General features: G+C 69.8%; 14 protein-coding genes. 6 read left to right on the forward strand and 8 right to left on the reverse strand.

Translation table 11 applies throughout. The annotated features are described in order from the left end of the window. Positions 1–134: 134 nt before the first annotated feature. The gene (locus NC7_RS08240) at positions 135–485 is read right to left on the reverse strand and encodes a VOC family protein (protein WP_067981277.1); all 351 of its coding nucleotides are present in this window, start codon (positions 483–485) and stop codon (positions 135–137) included. A 139-nt stretch (positions 486–624) separates the two neighbouring features. Between NC7_RS08240 and NC7_RS29015 the strand changes: the two genes are divergently transcribed. Both NC7_RS29015 and hemQ read left to right on the forward strand, forming a co-directional pair. Beyond that, positions 625–774, forward strand: coding sequence for a hypothetical protein (locus tag NC7_RS29015; RefSeq protein WP_157101892.1), 150 nt, complete (start codon positions 625–627; stop codon positions 772–774). A 43-nt stretch (positions 775–817) separates the two neighbouring features. Further along, entirely contained in the window at positions 818–1513 is a 696-nt protein-coding gene (gene hemQ / locus NC7_RS08245) for a hydrogen peroxide-dependent heme synthase (protein ID WP_067980945.1), read from the forward strand. A 3-nt stretch (positions 1514–1516) separates the two neighbouring features. Here hemQ and msrB read toward each other — a convergent pair whose 3' ends face one another. From msrB to NC7_RS08265, 4 genes are all read right to left on the reverse strand, one after another. Further along, complete coding sequence (gene msrB / locus NC7_RS08250; protein WP_067980946.1) at positions 1517–1942, reverse strand: peptide-methionine (R)-S-oxide reductase MsrB; 426 nt, start codon at positions 1940–1942, stop codon at positions 1517–1519. Positions 1943–1982: 40 nt separating this feature from the next. Continuing rightward, positions 1983–3302, reverse strand: a complete 1320-nt coding sequence (locus tag NC7_RS08255) for a glycosyltransferase family 87 protein (RefSeq protein ID WP_174550207.1) — start codon at positions 3300–3302, stop codon at positions 1983–1985. A gap of 81 nt (positions 3303–3383) precedes the next feature. Further along, positions 3384–4937: an alpha/beta hydrolase gene (locus tag NC7_RS08260; protein ID WP_067980947.1), complete on the reverse strand. Its 1554-nt coding sequence runs from the start codon at positions 4935–4937 to the stop codon at positions 3384–3386. A gap of 31 nt (positions 4938–4968) precedes the next feature. Then, the gene (locus tag NC7_RS08265; protein WP_067980948.1) at positions 4969–5730 is read right to left on the reverse strand and encodes a pyrimidine reductase family protein; all 762 of its coding nucleotides are present in this window, start codon (positions 5728–5730) and stop codon (positions 4969–4971) included. A 35-nt stretch (positions 5731–5765) separates the two neighbouring features. Here NC7_RS08265 and zapE point away from each other — a divergent pair, with 35 nt between their 5' ends. Beyond that, complete coding sequence (zapE, locus tag NC7_RS08270; protein ID WP_067980949.1) at positions 5766–6785, forward strand: cell division protein ZapE; 1020 nt, start codon at positions 5766–5768, stop codon at positions 6783–6785. 3 nt (positions 6786–6788) lie between these two features. Here the strand turns inward: zapE and NC7_RS08275 are convergent, their stop codons facing one another. Further along, positions 6789–7328 (reverse strand): GNAT family N-acetyltransferase, encoded by a 540-nt coding sequence (locus tag NC7_RS08275; protein ID WP_067980950.1) that lies wholly within the window; start codon positions 7326–7328, stop codon positions 6789–6791. Positions 7329–7422: 94 nt separating this feature from the next. Between NC7_RS08275 and NC7_RS08280 the strand changes: the two genes are divergently transcribed. Together NC7_RS08280 and NC7_RS08285 are read left to right on the forward strand one after the other, a co-directional pair. Next, entirely contained in the window at positions 7423–8925 is a 1503-nt protein-coding gene (locus tag NC7_RS08280) for a flavin-containing monooxygenase (RefSeq protein ID WP_084458162.1), read from the forward strand. Between the two features lie 55 nt (positions 8926–8980). Then, entirely contained in the window at positions 8981–9916 is a 936-nt protein-coding gene (locus NC7_RS08285; RefSeq protein ID WP_067980951.1) for a LysR family transcriptional regulator, read from the forward strand. On the opposite strand, the gene NC7_RS08290 is transcribed toward NC7_RS08285, so the two are convergent. Continuing rightward, positions 9913–11961 carry a hypothetical protein gene (locus NC7_RS08290; protein ID WP_067980952.1) on the reverse strand — a complete coding sequence of 683 codons (2049 nt, stop codon included), beginning with the start codon at positions 11959–11961 and terminating at the stop codon, positions 9913–9915. The genes NC7_RS08285 and NC7_RS08290 overlap by 4 nt on opposite strands. A gap of 383 nt (positions 11962–12344) precedes the next feature. On the opposite strand from NC7_RS08290, the gene NC7_RS08295 reads away from it, so the two are divergent. After that, a complete protein-coding gene (locus NC7_RS08295; RefSeq protein ID WP_236573357.1) occupies positions 12345–13298 on the forward strand; it encodes a hypothetical protein in 954 nt (317 codons plus the stop codon). Here the strand turns inward: NC7_RS08295 and NC7_RS08300 are convergent. Further along, positions 13237–14442: a sigma-70 family RNA polymerase sigma factor gene (locus NC7_RS08300; protein ID WP_067980954.1), complete on the reverse strand. Its 1206-nt coding sequence runs from the start codon at positions 14440–14442 to the stop codon at positions 13237–13239. The genes NC7_RS08295 and NC7_RS08300 overlap by 62 nt on opposite strands. Between the last annotated feature and the right edge of the window lie 3 nt (positions 14443–14445).

Here is a 14445-nt window from a genome sequence, read left to right on the forward strand (position 1 = left end):
ATCAGGAGGTGACCCTTCTGCGCGGTTGCCGCCGGTGCCTCGGCGAATCAAGACCTCCTCTGGTGGCGTTCGGCTCTCGGCCGTTGCTCACGCGAGAGCGTGGTGATCAATCGTCCAGCCGCCGACGCTCGCGCCTAGTGGTGCTGGGCGATATTGATGACGTTCCCGTCGGGTGCGCGGACGAAGAACCGGGTGATACCCCAGGATTCGGTGGTCAGGGGGTGGACGATCTCGAATCCTCGCCGCTGCGCCTCGGCCAGAGCGGCCTCGATATCATCGACCTTGACAGTCACCACCGGGTTCTGCGGTGCGCTCGCGTCCCGGGTGACGACCTGCAGGTGCGCGCCTGTCTCGGGCGAGGTGAACTGTGCGACCCAACCGAGGTTGAATTCCTCGTCGTCGAGGCCGAGATAGTCCGCGTAAAAGCTTCTGGCAGCGTCGATATCGTCGACGGCCAAGTCGGCGACCACACTGATGACGCGCATGAGATACTCCACGGGTTGTCGGTCAGCGCGACGCTACGCCGCACGAGGGCGCGAGGCGATACGAGCCCGGCAATCCCCGCACGCCTGTCACGGCGTGTCGTCCACGTACCGCGATAGCCTTCCTGCATGATCGCCCGCTGTGACCAAAGCCGCTGAGCAGCGAACACTGATCCTCGACCCCGATCTCGGCCCCGTCGAACTGCACGCGGGAGCGGCGACCACCGTGACCGGCGTCTTCGGCAGCGACGAATCCTCGCCGTGGCGTGCGATCCGGCCCGACCAGGACTGATCCCGGACGCCGCCCGAAATCCGCGCAGTGGCACCATGGATTCATGGCGCGACTCGACTACCAGGCCCTCAATTCCACCATCCGGTACCTGATGTTCTCGGTGTTCCAGGTCCAACCGGGCGTGCTCGGTGACGACCGGGCGGCGGCGATCAAGGAGGCGCGGACCTTCTTCGACGGGCTCGCCGACAAGGGCGTCGTGCTGCGCGGTATCTACGATGTGGCCGGGTTGCGTGCCGACGCCGATTTCATGCTGTGGACCCACGCCGAACGGGTCGAGGATCTGCAGGCCGCCTACGCCGACTTCCGGCGCACCACCGAACTGGGCAAGGCCAGCGCACCGGTGTGGAGCAATGTGGCCGTGCACCGCCCGGCCGAGTTCAACAAGAGCCACATCCCGGCGTTCCTGGCCGGTGAGGACCCGGGCAACTACATCTGCGTGTACCCGTTCGTGCGGTCCTACGAGTGGTACCTGCTGCCCGACGAGGAACGCCGCAAGATGCTCGCCGACCACGGCAAGGCCGCCCGCGGCTACCCGGACGTGCGGGCCAACACGGTGAGCTCGATGGCGCTGGGCGACTACGAGTGGATCCTCGCGTTCGAGGCCCCCGAACTGCACCGCATCGTCGACCTGATGCGCGACCTGCGCGCCACCGAGGCCCGCCTGCACGTGCGCGAGGAGATCCCGTTCTTCACCGGCCCCCGCGTCGAGGTCGAGCAGCTGATCAACGCCTTGCCGTAGGCACTACTCTTTCGGCTCCAGCTTGAGCGCGATGGAGTTGATGCAGTAGCGCTGGTCGGTGGGGGTGGGGTAGCCCTCGCCCTCGAAGACGTGGCCGAGGTGACTGTGGCAGTTGGCGCACAGCACCTCGACCCGGCGCATGCCGAGCGAGTCGTCGGGGCGCAGGATCACGGCGTCGGAGTCGGCGGGGTCGAAGAACGACGGCCAGCCGCAGTGCGAGTCGAATTTCTCTGTGCTGCGGAACAATTCGGCCCCGCACGCCCGGCAGGCGTAGACACCCTCGGTCTTGGTGTCGGTGTATTCGCCGACGAAGGGTCGCTCGGTGGCGGCCTCGCGCAGCACGGCGTATTCCTCGGGGTTCAGTTTGGCCCGCCACTCCTGCGGCGTCAGCTGGATGCGCGGCGCGGGCAACGAGGTATCGGAACTCATCACTCCACGCTAATGGTTTCGCGCCGCGCGCGCCGAAACGCTACTTCAGAGCGGGTTCGCGTTCCTCGATCGGCGTCACCGGATCGTCGCGGTCAGGGGCTGGGGCCGGCGTCGGCTTCTCCTCGACACCGTCGCGCGAGTCCGGTGCCTTCGCCATCCAGGCCGGGTCGATACCGAACTGCAGCCTGCCTTCGCGGCGGGCGGCCAGGTAGCGATCGCCGAGCACACAGAACACCACGACGAGCAGCAGGCCCCAGCCGAAGGTGACCCGCAGGTACTCGAGGTTGCGACCGATACTCTGCCAGCGGTCCGACAGCCACTTGTCGTAGGTCATGAACCCGAAGATCGCCAGCCACGCGGGCCAGTTGCGCAGCACGGAATTGCGCAGCACCACCGTCATCAGGAACGGGAACAGCATCATCGAGTAGTACATCTGGCCCAGCGAGAGCAGCAGGAACGACGCGGTGAGCAGCACCCCGGAGAAGGTGGTGACGAAGAACAGCTCGTCGTCGCGGTAGTAGCGCCACAGCAGCCACAGCGACACCGCGACAATCCCGGCCATCAGGCCCTGCGTCACCAGGACCAGCCAGTGCGGCAGACCGTAGTACGCGGCATTGCCGCCGATCGAGCTGTTGAAGTAATCGCGGGTCTTCATCAGGTACGGCAGCACCTCGGTGAAGAATTTCTCGGGATCGGCCGACAGCGGCCAGGCGATCGCGGTGAGCGTCACCGGCACACCGATCGCGGTGACGAACACCTTCCACTGCCCGCGCACCGCCGCGACGAGCAGCAGCGGCGCCAGCGTCGGCTTCACCGCGATACTCAATCCGAGCGCCACACCCGCCCACAGGTCGCGGCGCTGCAGTAAGAGGTGGATGAACACCAGCTCCGCCAGCAGCAGGCAACCGTTGACATTGGTGAAGACCAGCGTGTTGACGACGGTCTCGGAGGTGAACATCGCCAGCAGCAGCGCGGGCGCGGCCACCGAACCGAGACCGAACTTGAACAGCCGCAGCAGCAGGTACCAGGCGAGCAGGATCGCGACGGCGTTGAGCCCGATGAACAGCCAGCGCGACAACTCGTACTCGATGGCCGCCACGGGCGCGATCAGCAGCGTCCCGCTCGGGTAGTAGAGGTAGTGCGGGTCGACCGAGGAGAAATCGGCCGTGTACAGCGGCCTGCCGTTCAGAAACTCGAACGAGGCGTTGTACACCGGGCGATAGTCGTCGGTGACGAAACCGTTGATCGCCTTGATGAAGACACGGTTCAGCACCGTCATGACCGCGAAGGGCCACAATGCGAACTTCATCACCTCGGCGGCGGTGCGAGCGGTGCGGGGCTCGAGCTGTCGGAACAACACTGGGGCACGGTACACCGGATCGGGTTGCGATGGTGTCGCCGGACCCGTCCGACGCGCCGGAACGCGCCGGTCGGGTGCCGGTCAGGCGGGGCAGGCGCCGCCGTCGGCGGGCAGTTTCCCCTCCGCCAGGTAGGCGTTGACCGCCTGCTGTGCGCACCCGGAATGCGCCACGACCGGATGCCCCCAACCCTGCCAGGTCATGGTGGCGTGCCGGGCGCCCGCCGCGCCGAGCGCACCGGTGACCGAGGCGGCCGCACCGCCGACGACGGGATCGGCGACACCGGCGAACACCAGCACGGGCAGCGCCAAGTCGGCGGGCAGCGGCGGCGCGGTGGAGACGGGCCAGGCCGAGCACACCATCAGTCCGATCGCGGCGGTGCGACCGAAAACCGGATATTTGCCGGTCCAGGTGTCGGCCAGTTCGCGGGCCCGATCGGGGGTGGGCGGTTGCTGGCTGTCGGTGCACCGGTTCACGAACTCGCCGTCGGACGAGATCGCGGCCGCCTCTCGCCCGACCAGCGCGGCCAGGGGACCTCGATCGCCCCGGTCGGCGGCGGCGAGGATGTCGGCCAGGGCGGTGACCCGGCCCGCCTGGTCGCCGCGCGGGCTCGACAGGAAACCGGTGAGTGCCGTCGACAGGTCAGCGGCACTGATCTCGCCCAGCCCGCCGGAACTCGCCTTGGTCATCAATGCCACAACGGCGGCGCGTGGATCGGGGCCGAGCGCGCAGTTGGCCGCCTTGCAACGCTGGGCGAACGCGGTGAGCGCGGCCTCGGCGCCGGTGACACGGGCCTCGGCCACGGTCGCGGCGTCGGCACCGACCGGTTCCGGCGCGTCGAGGACGAGCCGGGCCAGGTGGTCGCCGTAACGGCGCGCGTAGCTGAGCGCGACCTTGCCGCCGTTGCCCGCGCCGAGCAGGTTGATCTTGTCGACCTGCCACTGTTTGCGCAGCTGCTCGATGTCGTCGGCGGCGTGCGGTGCGTCGAAGGTGCCCTCGTAGGGCTGCAGGAAATCGCGGCAGGCGATGGTGGCGTCCTGACTGAGACCGGCCACCGCCCCGACCTGGTCGGCATTGCCAACCCCGGTCTGCCCGAGATCGGTCAGCACGGCGCGCAATTGGGCCGGAATGCAGTCGATGGGCTGGGAGGCGCCGATGCCGCGCCGATCGACCGCGACGATCGGCTGCGCGGTGAGCAGCGCCCGATTGGGGCCGATGGCCAGACCGGCCAGGGTCGAGGCCGAGGACCGGTCGGCACCGGAGGTCAGCACCAGCGGGGCCACATCGGTGGGTGTCTGGGGCAGCCGGGCCCGCAGGGCACCCGCGCGGAAGGTGCCGAGCACGGTGCCCGCGGTGTCGATCGGCGTCGAGAAGTCGGCGCATTCGAGCACGAGTCCGGCGGGCACGTCGCCGAAGGCCAGTGAGCTGATCGTCGACTCGGTGCAGTCGCGCCACGTGAGGTCGGACTTGGGGACTTCGGCCTTGCCGAGATCCTCGGCGGCGGGCGCTTCGGTCGCCGCACCACCGGCGCCCGGTCGTTCCACCGCGACGACGGGCCGATCCGAGGGTCCGGCCCCGCAGCCCGCGAGCAAGATCGACAGTGTCGCGGCCGTCACCGCGGCCCGAGTCAAGCGCATGGCTACACCCTGCCAGGTTCGGCGCCGGGTTTCACCGACGGGCCCAGCGGGCCAGTACGGTGCCGTCGTCGTCGAGCACCAACTGCTTGCGCGTCATCGCGGTACCGAATTGCTTCGCCGACAGCGAGATTCGCCCGCCCGCCCCGCCGACCAGCAGCGGCGCGGTGGTCAGACACAGTTCGTCGACCAGATCGGCCGCGGCCAGCTGACCGAACAGGTGCGGTCCGCCCTCGCACAGCACCCGCAGCAGTTCGCGCTCGGTGAGCGGCCGCAGCAGCGCCGAGGGGGTGATCGCGAACTCCGCGGCGATCACCACCTCGGCGCCCGCGTCCTCGAGCGCGTCGACGCGGTCCTTGTCGGCCTGGGCGGTGGTGAGGATCAGCGGTGGGGTTCGCGCGTCGGTGAACAGGCGCGCCGTCGGATCGAGGTTCGCGTTGCCCGAGACCACGGCGATCGGCGGTGGGCTGCCGTCCGCGCTGCCGCCGACCCCGTGCCGGTAGTGCGTTCGCCGATGCTCGGCATCGGTACGCGCGCCGCCGTAGTCCTCGACGCGGACCGTGCCCGCACCGACCAGGATCACATCGGCGAGTTCACGCAGCAGCTTGAACACCAGCTTGTCGGCGGGGGTCGCCAGCCCCTTGGTCACCCCGTCGACGGCGAGCGCCCCGTCGATGCTGCTGACGAAGTTGGCCCGCACCCACGGCCGCTCCAGATGCCTCGGGTACGCATAGGCCCTGGCCAGTGCGTCGGCGTCGAGATCTGCGAGCTGGGTCACATTAGGGATACGCTGCATAGGTACCGATGCAACCACGTCCGTACGATTCGCACATGCAAGAACGCCTCGTCGATCGCCACCCGGAGGTCCCGGCCGACCAGCTCGTCGCCCAGATGGTGCCCCCGCCCATGTTCGACGAGGTCAGCTTCGCCTCCTACATTCCCGACCCCAAGGAACCCAGCCAGGCCGCCGCAGTGCGCAAGGCCGAGGAATTCGCCGGTCAGGTCGCCAAGATCCACAAGGCCGCGTCGAAGAAGAGCCTCTTCGGCAAGAAGAAGGCCGTCACCGGTGCGGGTCTGTACCTCGACGGCGGTTTCGGTGTCGGCAAGACCCACCTGCTCGCCTCGATCTTCCACAGCGCGCCCGCCCCGAAGTCGTTCGGCACCTTCGGTGAGCTGACCAACCTGGTCGGCGCCCTCGGCTTCGTCAACGCCGTGGAGCGCCTGTCCGCCAACAGCCTGCTGTGCATCGACGAGTTCGAACTCGACGACCCGGGCGACACCACGATGGTCTCGCGCCTGCTCACCGAGCTGTCCGCCGCGGGTGTCTCCATCGCGGCCACTTCCAACACGCTCCCGAGTCAGCTCGGCGAGGGTCGGTTCGCCGCGCAGGACTTCCTGCGTGAGATCAAGAAACTCGGCTCCATCTTCGAACCGGTGCGCGTCGACGGCCCCGACTACCGACACCGCGACCTGCCGCCCGCCCCCGAGCCCACCTCGCCCGAGGTGCTGGCCGAACGCGCCGCCGCCACACCGGGTTCCACCCTCGACGACTACGACGCGCTGTTGAAGCACCTGAGCACGCTGCATCCGTCGAAGTACGGCGCGCTCATCAACGGGGTCACCTCGGTGTTCGTCTCCGGTGTGCACCCGGTGACCGATCAGGCCGTCGCGCTGCGCATCGTTGTCCTCGCCGACCGCCTCTACGACGCGAGCATCCCGGTCACCGTGTCCGGCGCCAAGCTCGACGAGATCTTCTCCCAGGAGATGCTCGACGGCGGTTACCGCAAGAAGTACCTGCGCGCGATCTCGCGCCTGCTCGCGCTGTCGCGGTTCGAGGCCGCTACCACGTAGGGGTCACAGCGTCCGTTCGAAGACGAAATCGTCGAGCACCCGGCTGCCGACGGTCATCGTCTTGGTGCCGACCCGCACGAACCCGTGCTTGCCGTAGAACCGCTGCGCGCGTTCGTTGTCCTGGTTGACCCCGAGCCACACCGCGTCGGCCCCGCCCGCCCGCGCGGTGTCGACGGCGGCGTCCATGAGCGCGGTGGACACCCCGGTGCCCTGGTGGCCCGGCAGCACGTACATCTTGCTCAGCTCGACCACCGCACCCGGGCTGACCTGTGCGTCGATGTCCGGGTCGGTCGGCCTGCCCGCGACCAGCATGGCGTAACCGACGATCTCGTCGCCGTCGACCGCCTTGAGGACGGTGCGGTCCGGATCGGAGAGGTACTCGCCGAACCGGTCGCCCGAGAGCATCTCGGTCAGGAAGGCCTCGATGTCGGCGGGGGTGGCCTGTGGGGGACAGGCAAGCGGGAAGGTCACGGTGGCCACATCGCTGAGTGCCTCGGCGTCCCAGAGTCCGGCCCGGTCGACGACGACGGAGCTGTTGGTCATCGTTCCAGTACAGCACGGGCGTGCCGGTGGTAGACAGCACTGCCTGTCCCGCGGCGGTGGCACCGTGACGGCGGTCCCGAGTACTCTCCTGGCCATGACTAGCGGTAGCCGCATCGGGATCGTCGGTGCGGGAGTTGCGGGATTGGCTTGCGCGAAGGTGTTGAGTCAGGCGGGGTTCCCGGTCGAGATCTTCGACCGAGCCCCTGATGTGGGCGGTGTGTGGAGCGCCACCCGCCGCTACCCGGGCCTGCGCTCGCAGAACAGCAAGCACACCGACCACTTCAGCGACCACCCGATGCCGGAGGACTACCCACGCTGGCCCGACGGCCAGCAGATGCAGGCCTACCTCGCCGGGTACGCGCAGAAATTCGGTCTCACCGGACACCTGCGGCTGCGCACCGAGGTGGTCGCCGCCGACCCGGTCGACAGCGGCTGGTTGCTCGAGATCCGCGACGAGATGGGTGTGCACCGCAGCACCTGCGATCACCTGATCGTCGCCAACGGTGTGTACAGCGACCCGGTGATGCCGAACCTGCCCGGCGCCGCCGCCTTCCGTGCCGCGGGCGGACAGCTGTGCCATGTCTCGCAGTTCCACGACGCCGAGCTGGCGCGCGACCGCTCGGTGGTCGTCGTCGGTTACGGCAAGTCGGCCTGCGATGTGGCCGAGGCCGTGAGTCACCTCGCCGACGAGACCAGCGTGATCGCCCGCCGACTCACCTGGAAGCTACCGCGCAAGTTCGGTTTCGGCACCGACTACGAACGTCTGCTGCTCACCCGCGCGGGTGAGGCGCACTTCCCCTCCCGGTTCGGCCACCGCGCCGAACGCCTGCTCGACCGGCTCGCCCTGCGCGAAGCCAATCTCGACCTGCTGCAGGAACGGGTGACGCGCAAGCTGCGGTTGCGCGAACTGGGCCTGGTCCCTGAAGGCTCACTGGCCGACATGGCGACCAGCAGCGCCGCGCTTGCCACCGAGGGGTTCTACGACCAGGTGGAGGCGGGCCGTATCGCCGTACACCGCGACGCCGAGATCGTGGAACTCATCGGCGGGCAGCACGGACCGGCGGTGCGGTTGTCCGACGGCACCCTGAAACTGGCCGAGATCGTGGTGTGCGCCACCGGATATCGCCAGGAGGTCCCGTTCCTCACCCCGTTCGTGCGCCGCTCGCTCACCGACGAGGCGGGCGACTTCCGGCTCTACCGCCACATCCTGCCCGTCGAGGTCCCCAACCTCAGCTTCGCCGGGTACAACAGCTCCAATATCAGCGCGCTGAGTGCCGAGGTCGGTGCGCACTGGATCGCGGGCCTGCTCACCGGTGCCTTCGTTCCGCCGGTCGCCGAGCTGATGAACAACGACATCGATGAGCGCCTCGCCTGGTCGCGGGCCCGCAGCAACGGTGTCCACGCGCACGGCGCGTCGGTGATCCCGTTCTCGCTTGGCAATATCGACGAGATGCTCGACGATCTCGGCACCCCGTTGTCGCTGTCGGCCCGGCTCGGGCAGTGGGTGCGCCCCGTGCGTCCCGCGACATACCGGACGGTGCTGCGCAACCGGAACGCCGCCCCGGCGCCGACGCCCGTCGCGGTGGTCGAGGGATAACCGACACGCGGTGCGGCCGCTTGGTGACGAACCGGGCGTTGGTGATAATCCTCGCGTGGAAGCGCTGGATCTGAACCTGCTGCCCGCCTTGGACGCGCTGCTCGACACCAACAGCGTCACCGAGGCGGCCCGGCGTCTGCACACCTCCACCTCGGCGATGAGCCGCACCCTCACCCGGCTGCGTGAGGTGTTCGGCGACCCGCTGCTTGTACGCTCCGGCAGGCATCTCGTCCCGACACCGCGCGCGCTGGAACTGCGCCGGGACGTGGCCGCGCTGGTCGAGGCGAGCCGGGTGTTGCTCACCGCGCACGAGGGCGGCGGCGTGGGCAGGCAGCGGGATTTCGTCGTGCGCGTGGGTGACGCGGTGGCCGCGCGGCTGGCGGGTCCGCTGCTCGGTGCCGTCGGGGCACAACTGCCCGGTGTGACGGTGCGCCTGCTGGCCGCCGATCCCGCCGACACCGCCGTCGCCCTGCGTGACGGACTGGTCGACATCGAAGTGGGCGTGCTCGGGCGCACCGACCCGGAAACGGTGGTGCAGCGGCTGATCACCGACCGCTGGGTGGGAGTGGCCGCCGCCGACCACCCCTTCGCCGTCGACCGGCCAACCGTCGCCGCCTACGCCTCCGCGCGCCACCTGGAGGTCTCACCCACCGGCCGCACCCACAGCCCCATCGACGACCGTCTCGCGCTGCACGGTCGCACCCGTCGCGTCGTCGCGACCGTCGCCGACCTGGCGACGGCCCTGTTCACGGTGGCGACCACCGACCTGATCTGCCCGGCCCCGGCGGCGCTGTCGCGCCCCGCCTGTCAGGCGCTGGATCTGGCCACCTTCGAGATCCCGCTGCCGCTGCCCGCCCCGGTCGTCGCCATGGCGTGGCATCCGCGCAACACCGCCGACGCGGGCCACCGCGCCGTGCGCGAACTCGTCGCGACCGTGCTGCGTGACGCACCGGAGGCGCCCGCCGTGCGCTCGGTCGGCCTCGCGGTCTAGCCGAGATCCTGGGTCGGCGGTCCGAAGACGTCGCGGCGGCCCGGCGGCAGGCCCGCGGAACGCTTGAGTTCGTCCAGCATGGCCTGCAATTTGTCGACGTGCGCGGCCGATTCGAGGTCGAAGGCGCGGTAGGTGCCGGTCACGGTGATGCCTGCCGGGTCGGTGTCCGTAGGGATCGGGGCGGGGCCGAGCTTGTCCTCGACGCTCGACGGGGTGGGCACGGCGGGTAGATCGACCGCGGGCGTGCCGGGTCGGCCGTGTCGGGTGCCCACTTCGTTGTCCGCGTTGGTGAATCGCACGGTGGGCTGCGGATCGACCGCTTCGTTCGCCTGGGTCGGGTATCGGTCCGTGTCGTCGTCGCGCGGGGCGTGTTGTCCGAATGCCGAGGCGGTCTCGTCGGCGCTGTGACCGCGCGGTCGGTCGAATCGGCTGCCGGGAGCGGTCACCTCGTCGCTCGAGTCGTCGAACGACGGTTCGGCCTCACCCATCGGCGGAGCCGCGTCGGCGGGCGGCGGGACGACCAGCCGGGCCGGGGCGCTGGATGTTTCGGCGTTGCGGGGCGTGAAATCGGTGAAGACGGACTCGCCGCGCTGCGCGGAGTCGGTGGTGAAGCCGTTGCGGGCGTGGCCGTTGCGCGCGGAACTGGGCAGGGTCGTCTCCACGTCGTCGTCGAAGGACCACTGGATGCCGTTGGCGTTCCCGTTCTTCGGCGCGGGCGCGGACCCGCCGCCGAATCCGTTGAAGGCCGCGCCGTTCGTCGCTTCCCTGGCAGCGGCCACCTGAATGTCCTCGCGGGAGGCGAAGCCCGCACGGTCCGGCTCGCGCCCGCCCGCATGGCCCTCGGCCCGGACGTCTGCCAAATCACTCGGAGCTCCGTGGTGTGTGTTCTCCGAACCGCCGACCCGCTCATCGACCGCGTTGCCGGTGTCGGAGGTGCTGTGCCGCAGGTCTTCCCGCGCGGCGGGTTGTTCGACGGGGTACGGCTCACCGTTGCGCCGGGTGCCGGACCCGTTGCGCTGAGCCTGCGGGTCCACTTCGTTGGGTGACCAGGTCACGTTGCCCGAGATGGTGTGGCGTTCGGTGCCTCGGATCTCGGCGGCCTTGCTCACCGGCCGGGCGCGCTCGACCGCCGCGGCGCCGCGCTCCGCGCTGGAGGTGCTGTCCTCCACCCGGCTCGACTCACCGGACGAATCCGGGAGCGGGACAGCACGATTCGCGGTGAGACCGACTCCTTCGGCCGCGATGTCGTCGGCCACGCCGCGCCGGTCCGGCTGCGCGGGCAGTCGGCCGCTCACCCGCTGCGCGTACGAGACGACCTCGCCCGCAGGGGTTTCCGGAGCATGAGCCCCGTTCACCTGCGGTGAAACGCCGTTGACCCGATTCGTCCGCAGGGTGCCGTCGGATACCGCTGTCGACCCGTCCTCGGCCGCACCGGGAGTCGACAACCGCACGGTCGGTCGCGGTGCCGCGTCCTCGCGCGCACCGTTGCGCGCGCGGGGCGCCTGCGGCTCGGGATCACCGAGGCCCGACGTCTGGACCGCGAGAGCGGCCGTCTCGTCCCCGGACGCGGCCCGACCACGTTCGGCCGCAACGACAGTCTGGGGTTCGGTGGTGGCCCGGGGGACCGGAGCGGCGGTGATGGGCCAGGTGGGGTCGCCGAGGTGGTCGGGGACCGAACGGGTCGACTGACGGCGTTCCAGCGGCGGCCGGGCGGCCTCTTCGTGGGCGGCGGCCCTTTCGGCGGCCTCACGGACTTCACGTCTGCTGCGTCCCCGGGTGGGCGGTGGCGCCGGATCGTCGCCACCGTCGAGGGCGTCGAGCCTGGCACTGAGCCGGGAAATGTCCTGTGACGCATGGAAAGCCCAGGCTTCGAGGCGGCGGATACGCAGTTGGTCGGGCACGTCCTCGTCGTCACCGGGGAAGCCGGGAACCTCCTCGGCGACCCGCGCGGCGACGACATCGAGCTTCTCGCTGACCTCACGCAGCGCCGCGGCGATACTCGCCAGCATCGACCCGATGGTTTCGTCGTGCTCAGCGTGGTTCATGCACACCCTACTTCCGGTGGACGGCGAGCGTGCCCGCCTCGGCCGCTGCGATCATATCCACCGGTGCCCGCCGACGTCGTGTAGTGATCCTCGGTCGGTGCGCCAGGCGACGCGCCGAACCTTTTCGTAATCGGGACGAAAAGGACCGGCAACCCGGCCGGTCTGTGTATCGAATTGATCAAGATCTTCGCCGGTCGGTGCGACGTTGGCACAATGAAAGGGCTTGATATACAAGCAATGTCGCCGTTGTGATCTCGATCACGGCACGGCGACGCACCCGAGTGCGGGTCAAGGGGGCTGGCGGCGTGTCGGCGCCTACGGGAACCTGAGTGCAGGCGTGGGCGCGGGCGCACGACAGGCCCCGGTGGGTAGGGAGTGATGGTGTGAGGACGAAGCGGCGAAGCGACACCCAGGTGGTGTGCGGACGGCGAGCGCTGCTCGACGAACTCGGGATCTCCGAGGGCGGTCGTCGCGCGGCACCCGAACGCACCGGATACGGCTGCGGTTGCCCTGATTGTGTTGCGACGCAATGGAATACTCAGCGGCTCGAGCACTGGATCTGCGGCAGACTCACGGCGGCGGGCGCCGACGAGGCGCAAGTGGACGCCCAAGTGGGTGATATCCCCGTCGACATCTTCTGGCGCCGTGGCGAGCGGCGCGGCGTGGTCGAGGTGCGCAGCGGCCCCCTCGACATCACCGCCGCCCGCGCCCACCGTGAACGCCTGCGCGAAGCGGGCATCGACGACGTGCTGTGGGTGGTGCCACGCGGATACTGGGTGCCGCTGGTGCCCGCGGTCGGTATCGCCGACTTCGCGCCCGCCGGTGCGGAGTACCGCATCGACCAGGGCGTGCTCAGCGCGGGAGAGTCCGGCTTCGCCGCGCCGGTGCGGGCAGGCTGGGCACTGCGGGAGTTCCTCGCGGGCTGGGTGGCGGACGACATCGCCTGGGGTCATGTGGATGTGATGAACGGAGGGTGGGCCGAAGTGGGCACCTGGGAGAAGCACACGGCGGCGCAGGCCGCGATGATCGAACGTCAGCGCAGTCAATTGCGCGACCAGCGGGTGGAACTCGCGGTGTCACGGCAGGCCGTGCGCGACAAGCAGCGCTTGGTGACCCGACTGCACCACCGGATCGAACGCGCGGCCGCGGCCGCCGACGCCCACGCCATCACGCTGGCCGGGTTGCGCAGCGAACTGGTCGCCCAGCAGCGGACCGCGGCGGGCCTGCGCGCCACGATCACCCGGATGGACCGCACCCTGGATCAGTGGCAGTGGCTCACCTGCTGCGCGATGCTGCTGGTCGTCGCGGTGCTGGCCGGGGCGATGGTGATGCGCTGAGCCGCATCGGGAGTCGTTCGAACCGCCAGTCGTTGCGCAGCACGAGCGCGGCCAGATCGAGCAGATCCAGGCCGGTCTCGGCGAGCACGGCGGTCAGAGCGAGCCGGTCGTAGGGACCGGTGGCCAGGTCGGCGGCGATGCGCTGTTCGGCGGCCGCGTCGACGGTGCGGGTGCGCAATTGTTCGGTGCCGATCGCGCTGCCGGTCCAGGTGAGCGCGCCCCAACCGCGTTCGTGTGCGTGGGCCCGGGTCAGCTCGGCCTGGAGCCGGTTGTGCTGGAACATGATCCGGCCCAGCGGCACCACGTCGATCAGTACCGTCCGTCCGTCGGTGAGCCGGGCGGCGACCGAGGGGTGGTACACGTGGTCCTCGCCCGCGAAACGGTAGGTGAGGGCGGCGGGTTCCTCCTGGAACGCCGCGACGGCCGGGCTGGCGTCGAGCGTGCGCAGCAGACGGGCGACGAGCGCCGAGTCGTAGGCGACCTCGCGTCCGGCCTTGGCCAGATAGAACCGGCCGCGCCCGTCGTCGTCGGCGTCGGCCACCCGCGCCGAGGCGGTGGGTAGCGGCGCGGGGGAGCCGTCGGGCCAGTCGGTGCCCGCGAGGACGGTGTCCAGGTCGTCGACGACGTCCTCCGGGCTGTGCAGTTTGGCGAGAATGCTGGCGGTCTTCTTCTGCCAGCCCAGGATTCGCTGCATCACATATCCGGCCACGCGCCGGGCGTCGGTCTGGTCGTGCCCGGCCAGGCGCAGCTTCAGGTACGACCATTCCATGGCGGCCAGGTCGGTGTCGGTCGCGTAGGTCTCGGCGAGCAGGGTGCGCACCAGGCGCAGATCGCCCGCCTCCGTCGGGTATCGGTGCGCGAACACGTCGATGCGGCGGTGGTCGGAGCGGGCGGCCTCGCGCAGGATACGCCCGATCGCCTTGGTGTAGAGCTGACGGGCCCGGTCGCGGGCGAGATCGTAGCGGGCGCCGACGCGGGTGAGGGTTTCCGGGCGCTGCCCGCCGATACCGAGGCGCAGCCCGACCACCCGCGCCTCCCGCGCGGCGCGTTCGGCGTGGTCGACGAGCAGTTCGCCGACCAGCTCGTCGAGCTCCTCCAACGCGAATGAGACGTCGGTGGCGATGTCGTGGCCCGGTTCTCTCATGAT

Source organism: Nocardia caishijiensis NBRC 108228, assembly GCF_001612825.1.
Taxonomy (GTDB): Bacteria; Actinomycetota; Actinomycetes; order Mycobacteriales; family Mycobacteriaceae; genus Nocardia; species Nocardia caishijiensis.